The organism is Croceicoccus gelatinilyticus (genome assembly GCF_018398395.1).
GTDB lineage: Bacteria > Pseudomonadota > Alphaproteobacteria > Sphingomonadales > Sphingomonadaceae > Croceicoccus > Croceicoccus gelatinilyticus.
On the sequence record NZ_JAHCBF010000007.1, the window covers coordinates 118,035 to 136,225 of the forward strand.

22 protein-coding genes are annotated in these 18,191 nt (G+C 61.1%); 12 read left to right on the forward strand and 10 right to left on the reverse strand.

The window, feature by feature from the left end:
- Positions 1 to 288: a hypothetical protein gene (locus tag KIH45_RS15180; RefSeq protein WP_213176884.1), complete on the forward strand. Its 288-nt coding sequence runs from the start codon at positions 1 to 3 to the stop codon at positions 286 to 288.
- Between the two features lie 27 nt (positions 289 to 315).
- Positions 316 to 822, forward strand: a complete 507-nt coding sequence (locus KIH45_RS15185) for a hypothetical protein (RefSeq protein ID WP_225899963.1) — start codon at positions 316 to 318, stop codon at positions 820 to 822.
- Positions 823 to 835: 13 nt separating this feature from the next.
- On the opposite strand, the gene KIH45_RS19175 is transcribed toward KIH45_RS15185, so the two are convergent.
- The 8 genes from KIH45_RS19175 to KIH45_RS15220 form a co-directional block, all read right to left on the reverse strand.
- Entirely contained in the window at positions 836 to 1,018 is a 183-nt protein-coding gene (locus tag KIH45_RS19175; RefSeq protein ID WP_225899964.1) for a hypothetical protein, read from the reverse strand.
- 3 nt (positions 1,019 to 1,021) lie between these two features.
- The gene (locus tag KIH45_RS19180; RefSeq protein WP_225899965.1) at positions 1,022 to 1,456 is read right to left on the reverse strand and encodes a PepSY domain-containing protein; all 435 of its coding nucleotides are present in this window, start codon (positions 1,454 to 1,456) and stop codon (positions 1,022 to 1,024) included.
- Positions 1,457 to 1,590: 134 nt separating this feature from the next.
- On the reverse strand, positions 1,591 to 2,013 hold the full coding sequence (locus KIH45_RS15195) for a YybH family protein (RefSeq protein ID WP_225899966.1): 423 nt from the start codon (positions 2,011 to 2,013) through the stop codon (positions 1,591 to 1,593).
- A gap of 154 nt (positions 2,014 to 2,167) precedes the next feature.
- A complete protein-coding gene (locus KIH45_RS15200; RefSeq protein WP_213176886.1) occupies positions 2,168 to 3,385 on the reverse strand; it encodes a copper resistance protein B in 1,218 nt (405 codons plus the stop codon).
- A complete protein-coding gene (locus KIH45_RS15205; RefSeq protein WP_213176887.1) occupies positions 3,382 to 5,193 on the reverse strand; it encodes a copper resistance system multicopper oxidase in 1,812 nt (603 codons plus the stop codon). Before KIH45_RS15205 ends, KIH45_RS15200 begins: the two co-directional genes overlap by 4 nt.
- Positions 5,194 to 5,241: 48 nt before the next feature.
- Positions 5,242 to 5,808, reverse strand: a complete 567-nt coding sequence (locus KIH45_RS15210; protein ID WP_213176888.1) for an RNA polymerase sigma factor — start codon at positions 5,806 to 5,808, stop codon at positions 5,242 to 5,244.
- A 6-nt stretch (positions 5,809 to 5,814) separates the two neighbouring features.
- A complete protein-coding gene (locus KIH45_RS15215; RefSeq protein WP_213176889.1) occupies positions 5,815 to 6,249 on the reverse strand; it encodes a periplasmic heavy metal sensor in 435 nt (144 codons plus the stop codon).
- A 3-nt stretch (positions 6,250 to 6,252) separates the two neighbouring features.
- The gene (locus KIH45_RS15220; protein WP_213176890.1) at positions 6,253 to 6,549 is read right to left on the reverse strand and encodes a hypothetical protein; all 297 of its coding nucleotides are present in this window, start codon (positions 6,547 to 6,549) and stop codon (positions 6,253 to 6,255) included.
- A 148-nt stretch (positions 6,550 to 6,697) separates the two neighbouring features.
- Here KIH45_RS15220 and KIH45_RS15225 point away from each other — a divergent pair, with 148 nt between their 5' ends.
- The 10 genes from KIH45_RS15225 to KIH45_RS15270 all read left to right on the forward strand — a co-directional run bounded on the left by KIH45_RS15225 (position 6,698) and on the right by KIH45_RS15270 (position 14,234).
- Positions 6,698 to 7,384, forward strand: a complete 687-nt coding sequence (locus KIH45_RS15225) for a class I SAM-dependent methyltransferase (RefSeq protein ID WP_213176891.1) — start codon at positions 6,698 to 6,700, stop codon at positions 7,382 to 7,384.
- On the forward strand, positions 7,381 to 7,848 hold the full coding sequence (locus tag KIH45_RS15230; RefSeq protein WP_213176892.1) for a DUF411 domain-containing protein: 468 nt from the start codon (positions 7,381 to 7,383) through the stop codon (positions 7,846 to 7,848). The genes KIH45_RS15225 and KIH45_RS15230 overlap by 4 nt, the downstream gene beginning before the upstream one ends.
- A gap of 43 nt (positions 7,849 to 7,891) precedes the next feature.
- On the forward strand, positions 7,892 to 8,167 hold the full coding sequence (locus KIH45_RS15235) for a hypothetical protein (RefSeq protein WP_213176893.1): 276 nt from the start codon (positions 7,892 to 7,894) through the stop codon (positions 8,165 to 8,167).
- A 280-nt stretch (positions 8,168 to 8,447) separates the two neighbouring features.
- A complete protein-coding gene (locus tag KIH45_RS15240; protein WP_237688786.1) occupies positions 8,448 to 9,731 on the forward strand; it encodes an APC family permease in 1,284 nt (427 codons plus the stop codon).
- Between the two features lie 112 nt (positions 9,732 to 9,843).
- On the forward strand, positions 9,844 to 10,593 hold the full coding sequence (locus KIH45_RS15245) for a glutaredoxin family protein (protein WP_213176895.1): 750 nt from the start codon (positions 9,844 to 9,846) through the stop codon (positions 10,591 to 10,593).
- Positions 10,590 to 11,003, forward strand: coding sequence for a potassium channel family protein (locus KIH45_RS15250; protein WP_213176896.1), 414 nt, complete (start codon positions 10,590 to 10,592; stop codon positions 11,001 to 11,003). Before KIH45_RS15245 ends, KIH45_RS15250 begins: the two co-directional genes overlap by 4 nt.
- A complete protein-coding gene (locus KIH45_RS15255; RefSeq protein ID WP_047822772.1) occupies positions 11,000 to 11,527 on the forward strand; it encodes a DUF305 domain-containing protein in 528 nt (175 codons plus the stop codon). Before KIH45_RS15250 ends, KIH45_RS15255 begins: the two co-directional genes overlap by 4 nt.
- Positions 11,524 to 12,012, forward strand: coding sequence for a DUF6692 family protein (locus KIH45_RS15260; RefSeq protein ID WP_213176897.1), 489 nt, complete (start codon positions 11,524 to 11,526; stop codon positions 12,010 to 12,012). The genes KIH45_RS15255 and KIH45_RS15260 overlap by 4 nt, the downstream gene beginning before the upstream one ends.
- A gap of 93 nt (positions 12,013 to 12,105) precedes the next feature.
- The gene (locus KIH45_RS15265) at positions 12,106 to 12,810 is read left to right on the forward strand and encodes an NAD(P)-dependent oxidoreductase (protein WP_213176898.1); all 705 of its coding nucleotides are present in this window, start codon (positions 12,106 to 12,108) and stop codon (positions 12,808 to 12,810) included.
- 71 nt (positions 12,811 to 12,881) lie between these two features.
- Positions 12,882 to 14,234, forward strand: coding sequence for an MBL fold metallo-hydrolase (locus KIH45_RS15270; RefSeq protein WP_213176899.1), 1,353 nt, complete (start codon positions 12,882 to 12,884; stop codon positions 14,232 to 14,234).
- An 11-nt stretch (positions 14,235 to 14,245) separates the two neighbouring features.
- On the opposite strand, the gene KIH45_RS15275 is transcribed toward KIH45_RS15270, so the two are convergent.
- Positions 14,246 to 16,576: a heavy metal translocating P-type ATPase gene (locus KIH45_RS15275; RefSeq protein ID WP_213176900.1), complete on the reverse strand. Its 2,331-nt coding sequence runs from the start codon at positions 16,574 to 16,576 to the stop codon at positions 14,246 to 14,248.
- Positions 16,577 to 16,588: 12 nt separating this feature from the next.
- The gene (locus KIH45_RS15280; RefSeq protein ID WP_225899967.1) at positions 16,589 to 18,190 is read right to left on the reverse strand and encodes a multicopper oxidase family protein; all 1,602 of its coding nucleotides are present in this window, start codon (positions 18,188 to 18,190) and stop codon (positions 16,589 to 16,591) included.
- Position 18,191 lies beyond the last annotated feature (1 nt).

Consider the following 18,191-nt stretch of genomic DNA (forward strand, 5'->3'; position numbering starts at 1 on the left):
TTGAGCACGGTCAATGAGGACGGCAGCTGGGATAGCCCGGAGCCAGACCATGCCGAGCTGGTGCAAATGCGCATTCGCCTCATAACTCTCGAGAACATAGTTCTCGGCCTTTTGTCCGGGGCGAACGGTGAACAGATCGAACAGATCAGGAAACGTGCGGACATGATCGAACCGCGCCCTGAGGCGAGCCGGCATCCGCTTACCGAACTGGCAGCAGGTGACATGCGGAAATTTCTCGAACGCGCTGCTCGCATGGCCAAGACCGAGAGGCGCGAAGACGGTGACTGATCCAGGCTTTGGGGCAGCAAAGGCGTTATGCAGGACGTGGAACTCCGACCAGCCGCTATTTCCTTGCGCACATCATTCCGGCGTATCCGCAGCATGACCAGAACCCATTGGCTCATCTTTATTTGTGGAAGCCTGATCGCGTTCGTCTGGGAGATTTTCCAGATGCCGTTTTTCAAGCCGGGCAATCTCGAGACTTATGAGCAGACCATTCGCTGCGGCATCGCAAGCCTGGGCGATGGCGTGATCCTGCTCACAGCTTATAGCCTTGCTGCACTGCGCGGCGGGCATGCGTGGCCCTGGCAGTCAGACAAACTACCCCATGCGATCTATTTCGGCTTCGGGCTTGTCGTCGCGATCGCCGTCGAAATGATCGCCACATCGCTTCCGGCAAACAGTTTCCTGAGCTGGCGCTACAGCGAATTGATGCCGCACGAGCCAGTGACGGGACTGGCGCTGATCCCGATCGCGATGTGGACGATCGTGCCGGCGCTAACGATCCTTCTGGTCCGCTTTGCCCGAGCCGAACCTGATTAAACTGGGAGCGGCTTCAGGGGGCATTCGGCACATGTTTCGCCCGCCGCCTGATCCAAGGGAACCGGTTGGCAAGCAAGACAAAGCCCGAAACCGCGATGATTGTCCCGCCGATCCCGAACAACAGCAGCCACCAGCTGTTGATCCGGTCTCGCTGCGTCCAGTCCATAATATGCAGCCCCCAGACAAAGTCGAACAAGCGCTAGGTGTCGCTGCGGGCAGCGAGCACCGAGCCGCTGGATGCATCGATGTAGACGCGGGTATTATCCTCATCGCCGTAAGTGATCTGCCACGCCGGGAACGGACCACGGAATTCGGTCCCGACCGCGTCTTCGATGAGGCGTGTGGTCGCTACGGTGGTCGGTGGCCCGGTCCAGGCACGTCGGGCGATGGCCCGTGCGCTCGCGGCGGGAAGGGGCGAGAGGAGCATGCCGCTATCCGGGTCGCGGAGCGTGACGCTTCCATCGTCCCGGCGGACCTCGGTTACGGCCCTGCCGCCGACCGCGCGCGTCGCAACGGAAACCACCCCCTCCCTGCTCTCGAGCCATTGGGGCAGGACCGCATCAGCGGGCAACACCTCCGGTGCGCGCGAAACGACATGTTCGGACCGGACCTCTTCGATGTTGAGGAACGACATCAGCGCCCCTGTGATCATCCACAGGAGCACCTGGACGCCGACAAAGACTGCCAGCCATTTGTGAAGCTTGCTGCCCAGTACATGCAGACGCAGCTTGAAAGAGCGTGTCGCTAATCGGTGTTCCCCCGATCAGATCAGTTATTACGCGGTGCGCGTGACGATGAATGGTACTGAACGATCTTCCAGCCATCCGCATCATGGGCGAGCACAGAGGTCGCAACGCCTTCGCGGTCGATCACGCGGCCGTCGGCAAGTTCGATCCGATAGGTGTACGTTTCGCGGCCATAAGCCATATGTCCCATCCGGGTGACTGCGAGCGTCGGTTCACCGAAAGTGAAGCTGGTTATTGCGTCAAGTTCCGGTCCCAGGTGATGCTCCATGTAATGCGTGAAGCTGCCTTCCGCCTTGCCGTTCTCGTACACGAAGGATTCCTCGGCAAACAGCGCGGCCATCCCAGCTGCATCGCGCGACGTCAGGGCATCCCGATATGATGTCAGAACCGCCTCGGCTTCCGCAACGTCATCATTCATCGCATCCATATGCTCGGCGTGCTTCATGCCCTGCTCCGTATGGTCCATCTGCGTCGAAGCCGTAGGGTCCGAGTGCGCGGAATGATCCATGGATTGTGCCAGGGCGGGGATGCCGCCTGCAGCCAAGGCCAAGGCGACCGCGCTTAGAGATAGTCTTATCCTCATTGGATATTTCCTTCCTTTAAAACCAGAATCGCAAGCCCACGACGTAATTCGTCACGCTCGCGTTTTCCCCTGCGGCGCGTGCAAAATCGGCGCTTTGTCCAATCCGCCATTCCTGGGAAACGCCGACATAAGGCGCGAATTCGCGTGCGAACTCGTAGCGAAGACGCAGACCTGCCTCGATCCGGTCGAGACCTGAGCCGATACCCAGTTCAGGAATATCCTGCGCCGAAAGAGCGATTTCGGCACGCGGCTGAAGGATCAGCCGCTGCGTGATGCGCTGATCAAGCTCGCCCTCAAAGCGCGCGGTTACATCACCCTTGTTCGATACGAACGCCGCGACGTCTACCTCGAACTGGTAAGGGGCGATGCCTTGGACACCAATGACCGCATGGGTGCGCTCAGGCCCTGTCAGGTCCTGGCGGACACCGGCTTGGAAATCGAAGAAAGGTGCGATGGCGCGGCTCCAGAGCGCCTGGACCTCGGCGCCCTCGACGGGCTCCCCGAAGCTGCCTTCACCCTCGGACTTGAACCAGAATTTGTCGATATCGCCGCCATAATAGCCCTGGATGTCCCACAGATATCCATCCGCTCCCTCGCGGGCGCGGTATTCAAGCCGGTCGCCCTGAAACCAGAAGCGCATCCCGCCGTCGGTCTCGCGGACAAGTTCGCGCCGCGCTTCGTTCATGGCTTCCTCGCCCCAGATCGCAACCGCCGCGCGCGCGGGACCGCTCCCAGCTTCGGGAGGAGGCGGCAGCAGCGGGATTTCGACATCAGGGTCCATCTCCATCGACGAATGGTCCATGCCCTGCATGTCCTGCGATCCCGTCTGCCCATGGTTCATCTGGCTGTGATCCATCTGCCCATGGTCCATCGACGAGCTGCTGGCTTCCGCCTGCTCCATGTCGCCGTGGTTCATCTGCGAATGATCCATCGCGCCTTCGCCAGGCCTGCCCTGCGGCATCGAGCCATGATCAATCGTCGAGTGGTCCATCGTCGAGTGGTCCATCGCAGCTTCAGGCTGGCCAGTGGGTTCGCACGCCCCCTCTGTTACCGGATGCCCCATCGCGCGATGACGCTCGGCTTCCGCCTCGCACTTCGTCTTGTCGTCAGCCTGCACCTCGGCGCTCTGCTGCGGCTCCGCCGGCGAGTGACCAGCATGCTGCGCCGTAGCGGGGGAAGAGAGAACTGAGCTGGCTGCGACCGAGGCGAGCAAGCTGGAAATGAAAGTCTTCATGCTTCGCTCCCGTCCGGATTGGCAACCGTGACGATCTGAAACATTCCGGCATGCATGTGATAGAGAAGGTGGCAGTGGAAGGCCCAGTCGCCCGGCTCGTCTGCAGTCAGGTCGAACTGCGCGCTGCCGCCCGGCTGCACGTTAACGGTGTGCTTGAGCGGCTGACGATCGGCAGGTGCGCCGTTAACCAGTTCGAAGAAGTGTCCGTGCAGATGGATCGGGTGCGCCATCATCGTGTTGTTTATCAATTTGACACGGACGCGTTCGTTATAGGCGAACCGGATTGGCTCGTCGGAGACGGCGGAGAACTTCTTGCCGTCAAACGACCACATGTAGCGTTCCATGTTCCCGGTGAGATGGATTTCCATCCGCCGCGAGGGAGTCCGGCCCTCCCGATGAGGTGTCAGCGAGCGGAGCTTGCGATAGTCGAGCGTGCGGTGAGGGACATCGGCGAGGCCGATGCCCGGATCGCCCATTCGGTCGACCGGGTTCATCGAGACCATGTCTAGCCCGGGTCCGACCTTCACATCGGGAGGCAAGCGCGAGGTATCACGCATCTGCATGCCTCCCGCCATTCCGGCCATGCCCGCCATATCCGAATCGCCGGACGAACCATGGTCCATTCCCGCCATGTCGCCGCCACTGCTGTGGTCCATTCCGGACATGCCGGCATCGCCGCCGGAGCCATGGTCCATGCCGCTCATGCCCATATCGGCCATGGTCAGCAGCGGGGGATCGCGCAGCGGAGGTATGGCGGCGCGCGCGCCGGGTGTGCTCGCAAGTGTGGCTATACCCATGCCGGAGCGGTCCATGGACTCTGCCACCAGCGTGTAAGCCTGTTGCTCGCCCGGCGTCACGACGACATCGTAGGTTTCGGCAACGCCGATCTGGAACTCGTCGACCTCGACCGGTTCGACATCCTTCCCGTCTGCCTGCACGACAGTCATTGGTAAGCCGGGAATACGGATATTGAAAAAGGTCATGGCTCCGGCATTGATGAAGCGCAGGCGTACGCGCTCGCCGGGGCGGAAGAGGTATTCCAGATTGTCGAGCGGTCCGTGACCGTTGAGAAGGTAAGTGTAGGCAGCGCTCGACACATCGAGGATGTCGGTCGGCATCATGCGCATTCTGGCCCACATCCGGCGATCCTCGCCCGAGAGCGGATAGTCGTCGGTCCAGGTGTTCTGGTTGTAGTTGAAGTAGCCTTCGCCCTTCTTGAGCTTGTCGAAAATCGCATGGGGCGACATCTCGCTGAATTCGCTCAGCACCACGATATATTCGCGGTCGGCCCGCACCGGATCGGGTCCGGCGGGATCGACCACGATAGCCCCGTAGTGCCCAGCCTGTTCCTGCAACCCGCTATGCGAGTGCCACCAATAGGTTCCTGCCTGCCGCACGGGAAACTCCGCTGTGAAGGTCTCGCCCGGCTTGACGCCGGGAAAGCTCACGCCGGGTACACCGTCCAGTTGGAACGGCACGAGCAGACCGTGCCAGTGAATTGAGGTATCTTCCTCGAGCTGATTATGAACGTTCAACCGGACGGTCGTGCCCTCCTGCAAACGCAACAGCGGACCGGGGATCGTGCCGTTGACAGCGATGGCGCCGCCGCGCCTGTTACCCGTCGCGAAGGCAGAACGTGCGACAGTGAGATCGATAATCGGCCCCGCTACCTCGTCCAGTCCTTTCCTAGCGTTACCCGCCAGGATGTCCGCGCCGCGCGCCCAGGCCGGCATGGCACCGGAGAGACCAAGCAGGCCCAGCCCGCTGGCACTTGTTCCAAGGAATTTTCGGCGATTGACGGCAGGCATAGGGGGCTCCTGAAAATGCGTATACCGTCACATACGCGGTCAGCTGCCCTACCCCTCAAAGTTTTCGAACCGCTCCTTCAGCCGGATGCGCGCACGATAGATGCGCGTCTCGACGGCTTTCTCGGTGGTGCCGAGCAGCTCGGCAGCCTCGGCCTGGCTGTACCCCTCGACAGTGACCAGCACGAGCGCCTCTTGTAGGCGCACCGGCAAACGCCCGATTTCGGCCTGGACCAGCCGCAGCTGTTCGCGGGCTCCGGCAACATTTTCGGGATTGGGGGCATCGTCAGCAACGGCGTCGGCTTCCCGCGCGCTCGGCAAGCCCAGGAAGCCAGCAACTTTCCTCCGGCGAAGCCTATCGCGGCACCTGTTGAGAACGATTGTCGTCAAATAGGGACCGATGGGCTTACTCGGATCGAGGCGATGACGTGTCAGCCAGACCGAAGCGAGACCGTCCTGGACGACATCTTCGGCCAGCGAGGGTGAACCCAGCATACGCGTGGCAAGCGCGATCAACCGGGCGATCTCGCTCTCGACGAGAGCTGTGAACGCCCGCTTGTCACCCGCTATCGCCCGCCCGATCAGCGCTTCGTTCGAAGTGTCATCAACCGCTGCCAAGGCTGATCAGTCACGCGGATCGCGCGTGAGGGCCGCAGACACTTTCCGGTCGAACTGGAGCTGCTGATCGGGATCGAGAATTTCCCGCATGTCGAAGACGTGGCGCACGGTCGCTTTTTGCAAATCGCCCATGCGCGCATGCACCTCGTCGATCGCGGCACTGACTTCGGGCCCGTATTCGTGCTCGGTGTCCATCGCCTGCGCGAGCTGGGCGTTGGCTGCGCGCGCAGAGGCTTCGAGCCTTGCCTGTTCTACCGCAAAACGCGCTTCGAGCGCATCGAGCCGCTGCTCCTGGTCAGCCGTGAGCGACAGTTCATCGTGAACGAACTCGTGCAGGCTGCCCTCGGAATCGTTGTTGGACCAGCGATCGGCGGCAAGCGCTCCTAGGCATCCGGCAAGCGCCGCCAGCAGGACCGCAAGGACAAGGTGAAACTTCTTCAACGCCTATGATCCCACATGAAGCAATGCAGCGGGCGACAGGGATTCTCCGCCAACGAGGCTCTCGCCAACAATTTCTGTAGGAGCGCTATATTCGGACGGCCATCCGCTGGTCCCTGCGCCTGCCGCCAGGCCGACGACAAACAGACCGGCAAACAAGGCCATTCTGCGTCGCTGATCGGCAATTTCGCCAAGCTGTCCCGCGCGCTGCCAGACGCCGTTCATGAAGTCGGGCGGCACGTCGCCAGCCCCCTGCGACGCCATCGTGCCGAGCATCGCATCGAGTGTCTGATTATCACGCATCCCTTGCTCCTGTCGGTTGCATAATTCCTATACGCGATGCTTCGCGCAAACCCTCAAGTTTCTTTTTTGAGGGCTGCGCGTTGGCGACGCGTAAGAGGAGTAAGTCTACCAACTGGGGCAAGTACCAGCGTCGAATGGGAGCCATGGCATGAAAGATGCGGCAGTTCCGCCAAAAGAGCGCGAGTTCACTCCGCCCTTGGGCAAAAACTGGCTCACACCGCTCTATGATCGCGCGATCGCAGTCTTTACGCGCGAGAGCCGGTGGCGCCGCGCAATCGTCGAAGAGGCCGCATTGGTGCCCGGCGACAAGGTCATTGATGTCGGGTGCGGCACCGGGACCTTGCTTAGGGCGCTGATGGCCAGCTGTCCCGAAGCCGGCTTCATCGGCGTTGAGCCGGACCCCGCAGCATTGGCTATCGCGCAGCGCAAATTCGGCGCCGGAGCCGATATGGTCCGGTGGCACAACGGCTTTCTCGATAGTCTCGAGCTTTCCGACGGCTGGCGGCCAGATAAGATCGTCAGCAGCCTCGTCCTTCACCAGGTACCTTTGGCGCAAAAGCGCGCGATCCTCGAGCAGATCGAGAACCTGCTGGCCCCCGGGGGCATGGCGCTGATTGCCGACTATATGCGGCAGGATGTTCCAGCCATGCGCGCGCTCTTCCGTTCGAGCGTTCAGCTACTCGACGGCGTGAAGGACACCCAGCCGAGCGCCGACGGAGCCGTCGAGAAATTGCTCGTCGAGATTTTCGCGGACGCCGAATTGCTCGATCGTATCCATACCGCGACCGGAACCATTTCTCTCTGGCGCGGCGTCAAGAAAGGCCATGTCCAATGAACCTCACGAAAGATACGAGACCGCTACGCCGTTCGCTGGCGGCCTCGCTCCTCCTCGCCCTTGCAGCGTGCTCGAGTGCGGCTCAGGCGGCCACCTACACCATGTTCCGCGACGCAGGGTGCGGGTGCTGTCTCAACTGGGCCGGTCACGTAGAACATGGACTCGAAGCGGAGGTCACCTCGATCGACACCGACGACATGGCTGCGCTCAAGACAGCCAAGGGAGTGCCGCAGGATCTGTGGTCGTGTCACACGATGGAAGTCGATGGCTATATCATCGAAGGCCACGTGCCGGCCGATGCCGTCGCGAAGCTATTGCGCGAACGCCCCGAAGGCGTTGCTGGCCTGGCTGTGCCCGGAATGCCGCTTGGCTCGCCCGGAATGGAAGTCGGAGACCAGGTGCAGCCCTATGATGTCATCGCCTTCGGCCCAGGCGGGCGGAGCGTTTTCGCATCCTACCCGTGACTATGGGCAGCCATTTTCGCGCCAACTCTAACGGAGGGCCATCATGTCGGACTATTCAGTCAAAATCTCGATTCTCATATGGGGCTGGACGCTCAGTCTCTTCCTTTTTTTCAGTTATCTGATCTGCATCGGTTTCGGCCTGCTCGCGCCCGAACAGGCGCACATGCACGAAGCGTGGGCGCCGCTGCTTCCCGGTTTCGAATGGCTGACCCTTTCGGGCTTTCTGGCAGGCGCTCTCGGCAGCTTTCTGTACGGCTGGTATATCGCGATTATTGGGGTGCCACTGCTGCGATTTTTCCGAAACCGGTTCAGGACGTAGTAAATCGGCGGCGATGGCCGCGTGCCTTGATACTCGCGGAGCATTTTCAGCTGCGCAAGCAGTCCGCTTTGGGCCGCAATTCGCTCAAACGGCTCGAGCAAAACGCAACCCTCCAGCTTTGTCTTGAAAAATTTTTGAGGGATGAGCCCCGGCTGAACGTACGGTCCGGCATGATCTTTCTTGAACGGGAGACCATCGACAGGGGAAAGTCTTGCAAGAGCATGAGCACGAGAATCAAAGCGAGGCAGCTGGCTCGATAACCCTGCTGGGCGGCGTGGCGATGGGTACCGGCGTCATGATCGGTGCCGGCATCTTCGCCTTGACCGGGCAGATCGCCGAGCTCGCCGGCCCGCTCTTTCCCTTATCCTTCATCGCAGCCGCGCTGGTAACTTCGCTGGCGGCTTATAGCTATATCAAGATGTCGAACAAATGGCCGTCTTCGGGCGGCATCGCGATGATCTTGCAGAAAGCATACGGGCCCGGCGTGATCGCCGCCTCGGCCTCGCTCCTGATGGCGCTCTCGATGGTCATCAATGAAAGTCTCGTGGCCCGCACCTTTGCGACTTACGCGCTGCGCCCGTTCGGCCTCGAAAGCAGCGGGTGGCTCGTTTCTCTCGCAGCGCTTGCCCTCATCATCTTCGCCTATCTCGTCAATGCAGCGGGCAATAAGTCGGTAAGCGGCTTCTCGCTCATCATGTCCGCCATCAAGATCGGCGGCATCGCGCTGTTCGCAGTCGCGGCGATCTGGGCCAGCGGTTTTTCATCAGGCGCATTTTCGCAGCCCGTTTCGCTGACGAATGCAGAAGCCCTGCTCGCCTCGGTTGCTTTCTCGATCCTCGCCTTCAAGGGCTTCACAACAATTACCAATAGCGGCGGCGAAATCGTCGACCCGCACAAGAATGTCGGCCGGACGATCATGATCTCGATCGCGGTCTGCATCGTGATCTACCTGCTCGTGGCAGTGGCGGTGGGTTCGAGCCTGAGCATATCCGAGATCGCCGAGGCGCGCGATTATTCGCTCGCGGCAGCGGCGCGTCCGGCGCTGGGTGAGCTGGGCTTCTACTTCACCGTCGCGATCGCGATCGCCGCAACGACTTCGGGCGTGATCGCGAGCGTATTTGCTGTGTCGCGCATGCTTGCGATGCTGACAGACATGAAGATGATCCCGCACAGCCATTTCGGCATGAGTGGCGGAATACGCAGCCACATGCTGGTCTATACGGTGGTCATTGCCGGGACGCTTGCCGTCCTGTTCGATCTGTCGCGGATCGCCTCGCTGGGTGCTTTCTTCTACCTCGTCATGGATATGCTGGTGCACTGGGGCGTCCTGCGCCACCTGCGCAAGGAAGTCGGCGCGCGAGCATCAATACTTCTTACAGCACTCGCGGCAGATGGCGTGGTCCTCGCAGCCTTTACCGCGGCCAAATTGCGCAGCGATCCTGCCGTTGTCGCCTACGCGGCGATCGGCATCGTCGCAGTCTTCGTGGGAGAATGGATTTACCTTTCGCGCAATTCCGAAGCGCCCGCATCTCCTGAAGATGATGGGTCCGGAGAGAAAAGGTGATGGCACCTTCTTCAACCAGCTTTGCCGCTTTTACGCCGGGCTTTTTCGAAACCGTTCACCGAAAACCGGCGTTGAGCACGAGACACGTCAGGCAAAACAGATGGAGCGATTCATGACGACCCGAACAGCGGCGGTCTACCGCATGGTAATGGAGGACCATGTCTGTCCCTATGGCATCAAGACGGTCGATCTTCTCAAGCGGCAAGGTTTCGAGGTCGACGATCATCACCTGACCAGCAGGGAGGAAACCGAAGCATTCAAGGACAAGCACAACGTCGAGACCACCCCGCAGACCTTTATCGAAGACAAGCGCATTGGCGGCTATGACGATGTCCGCGAGTTCTTCGGCAAGAGCCGTTCGCAGCCAGAGGAAGGCGAGACCAGCTATCAGCCGATCATTGCGATTTTCGCGGTCGCGCTGCTGCTCGCGCTCGGACTGAGCTGGGCCTTTTTTGAAAACCTCTTCACCGTCCGGGCCGCCGAATGGTTCGTGAGCCTATCGATGACCCTGCTCGCCGTTCAGAAGCTTCAGGACGTGCGCAGTTTCTCGACGATGTTCCTCAACTACGACCTACTCGCACGGCGCTGGGTGCCCTATGGCTTCGTCTACCCGTTCGGCGAAGCCGCTGCCGGCATTCTCATGACCGCGGGCGCGCTGACCTGGCTTTCTGCCCCGCTGGCATTTTTCATCGGCACCGTCGGCGCTGTCAGCGTCTTTAAGGCTGTCTACATCGACAAGCGCGAACTCAAATGCGCCTGCGTGGGCGGCAGCAGCAATGTGCCGCTCGGCTTTGTCTCGCTGACCGAAAATCTGTTTATGATCGGAATGGGTCTGTGGATGGGCGCGAAGCTTCTCGCATGATCACCGCGCTCCTTCTCGCTGTCTTTCTGTTCCTCTCGGCTGTCGCTTCGCACCTTGCCATTCTGGGTATCGGTCACCGGGTTCTCGATCGGCGCCGCGATACGCTGGCAAAGCTTGCCGTTTCGCTGCTCGTGCTCGCATCGCATTTCCTCGTGGCGATCCTATTTGCCGCAGGTTTCTGGCTGGGCGCGCAATGGGGCCTGGGAGGGTTCGACAAAGCACCTTCCATGGACTGGATGGACTACTTCTATTTTTCGCTCATCAACGTGACCACACTGGGCCTGGGCGACATTTATCCGACCGAGCACCTGCGGGTTCTCGCCGGCGTCGAGGCCCTCACCGGCTTCGCCCTCATCAGCTGCTCGGCGCAGCTATTCTGGACCATGATGCACAAAGGAGAAGAAGCATGACCGAAAAGACGACCCACTCGGACAAGGGAGGGGGCGGCAACTACTGGCGGTTCATGGCCATGGTATCGACTTCGACCGTCATCATGTTCTTCCTGATGTATGCCAACACCTTCACCATTGACGATGTCTTCTGGAGTGAAACGCGCTTCTGGATGATGTTTGTCATGGGCGCGATGATGATGGTCGTCATGCTCCTCTTCATGTGGGGCATGTACAAGGACCGGACCAAGAATTTTATCATCTTGGGTGTCGGCGCCTTTGTGTTCGCGCTCGCACTTTGGCTTGTACGCAGCCAGACCACCGTCGACGACACCGAATATATGGCAGCGATGATCCCGCACCACTCGATCGCGATCATGACCAGCGAACGGGCCAGCCTCAAGGATCCGCGCGTTCGCGAACTCGCCAAGGCAATCATCGTCGCCCAGCGCCGCGAGATCGCCGAGATGAAATATCTCATCGACGATATCGAGCAGAACGGTCCGCGGACCGAAGAACGCCTGCCCGAGGAGATGCAGCCATGAACAAGATAGCTTTCACGGCGCTCATCGCGCTGCCGCTCGCCGCCTGCAATTCAAATACTGCTCCGGGAAATGACCGCGAAGCCCAGCTCGACCCGCCTGCCGCTGCCGCGCCGATCGAGGACGCGGCCAGTGCACTGGCAAATGTTGACCCGGGCCTCATGCTTCCCGGGACCATGAATGACGCGGACCTTGCTGCTCTTGGCGCAGGACAGGCCTGCCAGTTCCGCCTGACCGAAGTGGCCTTTCCCTCGTTTGTCTATGACGGTGACGGGGGCGGAGCGATCAAGATCAATGGCAAATTGATCCCCGTCACTGCCGATGGCCCCGGCAGCTATGCGAACGGCGAGCTTCGGATCAGAACGCGCATGCTGGATGATGAAGGCGATGCCGGCTTGCAAATGCAGGAGATGATCGTCGCAGCTCCGAGAGCCAAGGATGAGTTCGGCTTTTGGGGCTATACCACCTGTCCGGCCGACGGAGCCTGATACTGGCAGGGCGCATGGGCGGGCCGTCGGCTACCCCGTGCGCCCGCGCCTCCGCCCTTCGTCGCCCTCACGAGTCTTAACAGGAACAAGCAGATGACTGACACGAGGCCCATCGCTGTCTTCGGCGCAGGCGGGAAGACCGGCACCGAGCTATTGAGGCGTGCCCTTGTCCAGGACATACCGATCCGCGCCTTCGAACACACAGTGCCTGGGCCAGACGAGCGGATGGGCGACTTCGAATATATCGAATGCGATGTGCTGTCGGACGATTTCGCGGGCGATCTCGATGGCTGCCGCGCGGTCATTTCGACCCTCGGTGTCGCTTTCGGTCCGGGCAATGCGATCGATCCACCGCCGCTCTATACCGATGGCACGCGCAACCTCCTCGGGGCGATGGCACAAGCGAAGATCGACCGCATTGCAGTGATCTCCGCTGCCTTCGTCGAACATCAGTCGAGCGTCCCGGCCTGGTTTGAACTCACTGCCAAGCCTGCATTGTTCAATATACTCGAGCAGATGCGCGCCATGGAAGCGATACTCAGCGACGCCCAAGGCATTAAATGGACTTCCGCACGGCCGGGCTGGCTGCTGGATGAGCCTTACACTGGCGAAGCCGTGATTACGGACGAGCGGCTGGCGGAAGGCTGTTTCCGGTGCCGTCATGCTGATCTCGCAGCGAGCCTGCTTGAGTTCGCGTGCGAAGATACCTGGATCAACGCAAAACCTGCCATCGGCAGGCCCGAAGCCGAACATTTCGAAAGTCCTTCCGCCATCATGGCCGAACTCGGGATCGATTGAGCGCCGTATCATTTTTCGATCTGTAACGAGCCCGAACGTTACAGACTTTGAGCAATAGACAAGGAAGTCGCATGTTTCTGGAGAAGATCAAAACCCCTGGCCTCTCGCACCTTTCGTATATCATCGGCTCGGGCGGACAGGCAGCGGTCATCGATCCGCGCCGGGACTGCCAGATCTATGTCGAAAAGGCCCGGGCCGAAGGGCAGGAGATAACGCATATCTTCGAAACCCATCGCAATGAGGATCTGATCAGCGGCTCGCCGATTTTGGCCGATTTGACAGGAGCCACTGTCTATCACGGGCCCGACGCGGCAGGCGAAGTCGTTTTTGCCAAGACCGCACGCGAAGGCGATTGTTTTGAGCTGGGTCAATTGCGGATCGAGGTACTGGAAACACCAGGACACACCGACGATCATCTCGCTTTCGTCATCCATGACACCGAATATTCCGAGGGACCGGTCGGCGTCTTTACCGGCGATGCCCTGTTCGTCGGCGATGTCGGACGCACCGATTTCTATCCCGAGCGCAAGGAAGAAGTCGCGGGCCTTCTTTTCGACTCCCTGCAGAAACTTTGCCGCCTCGGCGACCAGGCGATCATCTACCCAGCGCATGGTGCGGGCTCGGTCTGCGGATCGGGAATGGCGGACCGGGAATTCTCGACAATCGGCCACGAGCGGCGCAACAACCCGCGCCTGCGCATCTCCGACCGCGACGAGTTCATCAAGGCGAAGGTGGCAGAACAGCACTACCAACCGCCCTATTTCCGGCTGATGGAGCGGCTCAACCTTGAAGGGTCCAAAGCCGCGCCGCGGATTAAGCGGCCAAGGCGCTTGAGGCTGGGAGAGCTTGACGAGATCGAAGCCGATCACCTGATCGATGTGCGCGAGCCGCTCGCCTATGCCGCCGGTCATATGCCGGGTGCCATGTGCCTTCCGGTGGGAATGATACCGGCCTTTGCTGGATGGTTCCTCGGTGAAGGCGACAGGATCGCCCTCGTCGCTTCCGAGGAAGACCAGCTAGCCCAGGCCATGGCCCATCTGCTGCGCATCGGCCTCGATAATGTTGTCGGCGGCTATGTCGGCGTGGTTCCAGCCGCCGCACAGGGCAAAGCGATGCGCAGCATTCCCATGATCGGCACAGAAGAAGTCGCGCGCAAGCTTGATCGGGACAGCGGCGAGTGGACCCTGCTCGACGTGCGCGACGCGGACGAACGACAAGAAGCAAGCATCGACGGCTCAGAACATATCTATGTCGGTGAGCTCAATACGCGGTGGGAAGAGCTTGACCGCGACCGCCATTACACACTGATGTGCGCGAGCGGCATGCGGGCGAGCGTTGCCGCGGGCTGGCTGGCAAGCCAGGGCTTCAAGCGCCTCGACATCTATCTCGGCTCCATGGGGGCATGGAAGAACGCGCATAGCTGAAGTTTGGCCTCTCAGACTTCAAGGCGCAGACCCCGCAGCCGCAGTGCATTGCCAATCACCGATACGGAAGAGAGGCTCATGGCCGCCGCCGCGATCATCGGGCTGAGCAGCACTCCGAAGAAGGGATACAGCACGCCTGCCGCGACCGGAATGCCAAGCGTATTGTAAGCGAAGGCGAAAAACAGGTTCTGCCGGATGTTGCGCATCGTTCCGCGCGATAGCACGATGGCCTGCACCACTCCCGTCAGGTCCCCGCGAACCAGCGTCACACCGGCGCTTTCGATTGCAACATCGGTGCCGGTGCCCATGGCAATGCCGACATCGGCGGCGGCCAGTGCAGGCGCATCGTTGATCCCGTCCCCGGCCATGCCGACGCGGCGACCTTGCGCTTTCAGCTCTTCGATCTTGCGGTGCTTGTCTTCGGGCGAGACATTGGCGTGCACTTCGTCGATTCCCATTTCGCGCGCGACCGCTGCGGCAGTGCCGCGGCTGTCGCCAGTCAGCATAACGACCCGGATTTTGCGCGCGTGCAACGCCGCAATGGTCGCTGCGCTGGTGGGCTTGATCGGATCGGCCACCGCGATGAGCCCTGCCGGACGGCCATCGAATGCCACGAACATCACCGTCTGACCCTGTTTGCGCCCACTCTCGGCCGAGCCCAGCCAGGCCTCGTCATTGATCCCAACGCGCCGCATCATCTTCTCATTGCCGATCGCGACCCGGCGGCCCTGGACATTGGCTTCAACACCTTCCCCGGTCGTCGAAGCGAGATCCGTAGCATTGGCGGGGGAGACGCCGCGCGTCCGTGCACCTTCGACGATTGCGTGGGCCAGCGGATGTTCGCTGCCCATTTCGACGCCTGCAACCGCAGCCAGGAAATCGGCTTCGTCGATACCGATTGCTGGCGTCACCGCCACCAGATCGGGCTTGCCCATTGTCAACGTGCCGGTCTTGTCGACCACCAGCGTATCGATCTTCTCGAGTGTCTCCAGCGCCTCGGCATTGCGGATCAGGATGCCGTGCTGGGCACCCTTGCCGGTGCCGGTCATGATCGACATCGGCGTCGCGAGCCCGAGCGCGCAGGGGCATGCGATGATCAGCACCGCAATGGCATTGACCAGCGCATAGGCAAGCGCTGGTGCGGGACCCCAGATTCCCCAGACCACGAAGGTGACAATGGCTATCACCACCACCGCAGGCACGAACCAGCCCGCTACCTGATCCGCCAGTCGCTGGATCGGTGCGCGGCTGCGCTGTGCCTCGGCCACCATCTGGACGATCTTGGACAGCATCGTGTCCTTGCCCACGCCGGTTGCGCGCATGACGAACCCACCAGTCTGGTTGACTGTGCCGCCAATGACTGTGTCGCCAGCCTGTTTGGCGACCGGCAGCGGTTCGCCGCTGATCATGGATTCATCGATCGCGCTCGATCCCTCCTCGATTTCGCCATCGACGGGAACCTTGTCGCCCGGTCGAACGCGCAGACGATCGCCTGTGGCCAGCTGGTCGAGCGGCACCTCGCGCTCGTCGCCCGAGCCGAAGATCTTGACCGCGCTGGGCGGTGCCAGCTCGAGCAATGCGCGCAAGGCGCTCGAGGTCGAGCCTCTTGCCTTGAGCTCGAGGACCTGTCCGAGCAGGACCAGCGTCGTGATGACCGCTGCCGCCTCGAAATAGACCCCGACCCGTCCCGAATGGTCGCGAAACGCTGCAGGGAACAGATCGGGCGCGACCGTCGCCACCACGCTGAACAGATAGGCGATGGCAACGCCAAACCCGATCAGCGTGAACATGTTGAGATTGCGCGTCTTGAGCGACTGGACAGCACGGACGAAGAACGGCCAAGCGCCCCATAGAACCACCGGTGTAGCGAGGGCGAACTGCGCCCATTGCGCCCGGGCAGGTTCGATCAGCCGGTCGAATCTGAGCCCTGGTGCCATGTCGCTCATCGCGTAGACGAACAGCGGCAGAGTGAGCAGTGCGCTCCACCAGAACCGGCGCCGCATATCGACCAGTTCGGGATCGGGGCCATCGCCCAGCGAAACGGTTTCCGGTTCGAGCGCCATGCCGCAAATCGGGCATGAACCCGGCCCGGGCTGGCGAATTTCAGGGTGCATCGGGCAGGTGTAGATCGTGCCTTCTGGCACATCCTCGACCGCGTCGAGATGCGCACCCGAAAGATAGAGCTCGGGATCGGTGACGAACTTGTCGTGACAGCGCGGCGAACAGAAATAGTGTTTCGCGCCCTCATGCGTCGCGCTATGCTCGGCTCCTTCGATCGCGACGCTCATGCCGCATACCGGGTCGATCGCGCTACCCTCGATCACGCTCTGGTCCTTGATCATCGCCTGTCCTTCCTAGCTCTTCACGACTACGAACTGCCCCATCATCCCCGCATCCTCATGTTCGAGAATGTGGCAGTGATACATGTAGGGCAGGTCCGGATCGCTGTGTTCTTCAAAACGCAAGAGAAGGCGCACCTGCTCGCGCGGATTGACGATCACGGTATCCTTCAAACCGGTTTCCAGTGGTGGGGGCGCTCGGCCATCGCGGTCGATCACACGAAACTGGACGTTATGGATATGAAACGGGTGGGCCATCATCGAAGCGTTGGCGATCTCCCAGATTTCCCATTGGCCGACCGGCACACGTTCGTTGATCACGTTCATGTCCATCACAGCACCGTTAATGGACATTCCGCCGCCCATCATGCCCATGTCGAGAACGAAACGGCGGGTTCGGACGGCTGACGACGGGTCAGGTGGAGCAAGCGATGCCAGTTGTGTCGGCACCCTGGCTTGCTGGGCCGACCTTGCCGGCCTGATATCGAGGATTTGAAACACGTCTCCGGAAGCATCGCCGCTATTGCCGCGACCCATCATGCCGCCGCCCATCATTCCGCGTCCCCGTCCGCCCATCATGCCCATGGCGTTTTCGGGACTGCTGGCAAGAAGGCGAAGCGGGCGTCCTTCCGAGAGATCGATAATTACCTGCGCGCGCTCCCCCGGGGCGAGCCTGACCGAGCGGACGGTGTGAGGACGATCGAGCAAGCCGCCGTCGCTCGCGATCAGTTGTATCGAACGATCACCTTCGAGCGAGAAATCGTAGAAGCGAGCGTTCGATCCGTTGAGGATGCGCAGCCGCAATTGGCCTGCCTGTGCGTCGAACACAGAGTTTTTAGTGCCGTTGACGAATATCCGGTTCCCGCGCACGCCCATCATCCGCGTATGCATGCTCAGCGGGTACACCAACCGGCCGGATCCATCGATAACGCGATCCTGAACGACTAGCGGAATATCGTCGACGCCATAGTCGCTCGGCAAGTCGAGGCGCTCTTCCTCGTCATCGCGAACATAGATCGGCGCGGCGAGCCCAGCATAGACCTGCGGCCCGGCTTCGCGCTCCAAATGCGAATGACACCAGTAGAGCGAGGCCCGCTGGCGCACTTCGAAAGAGGGGCTCCAGCGTTCGCCGGGACGGATCAACTGATGCGGCCCGCCGTCGGCTGCGGCAGGAAGTTCGAAACCATGCCAATGGACCGTAGCGCCTTCGGCCAGATTGTTGTCGATATGGAACTGCACCCGCTCGCCCCGGCGCATTTCAAGCGTCGGTCCCAGATAGGGTGCGTCGATGCCGATGGCGGGCGAAGCAACACCGGGGACGAATTCCTTCTGGCCTGGTGTCAAAGACAGGCGGAAAACCCGTGCGCCGTGCTCAATCTCGCCACGCTGCAAGGGCGGTATAGCGAGCGGATTGGACCCGTCAGTGCTGTCCAGCATCGATGCGTCTTGCGCTTTGCATCCCGCAAGCGGGAACGCGGCAAAGCCTGCAGCAGCAAAACCAGCGCTTTTGATCAGTGTGCGGCGGTCCACGGGGAATGCCTGGGTGATGCGCGGTATCCGGATCATGCTCCTCCTGTTTCGCGATGGGCGGCACCAGATTTGCCTGGCACCACCCAAC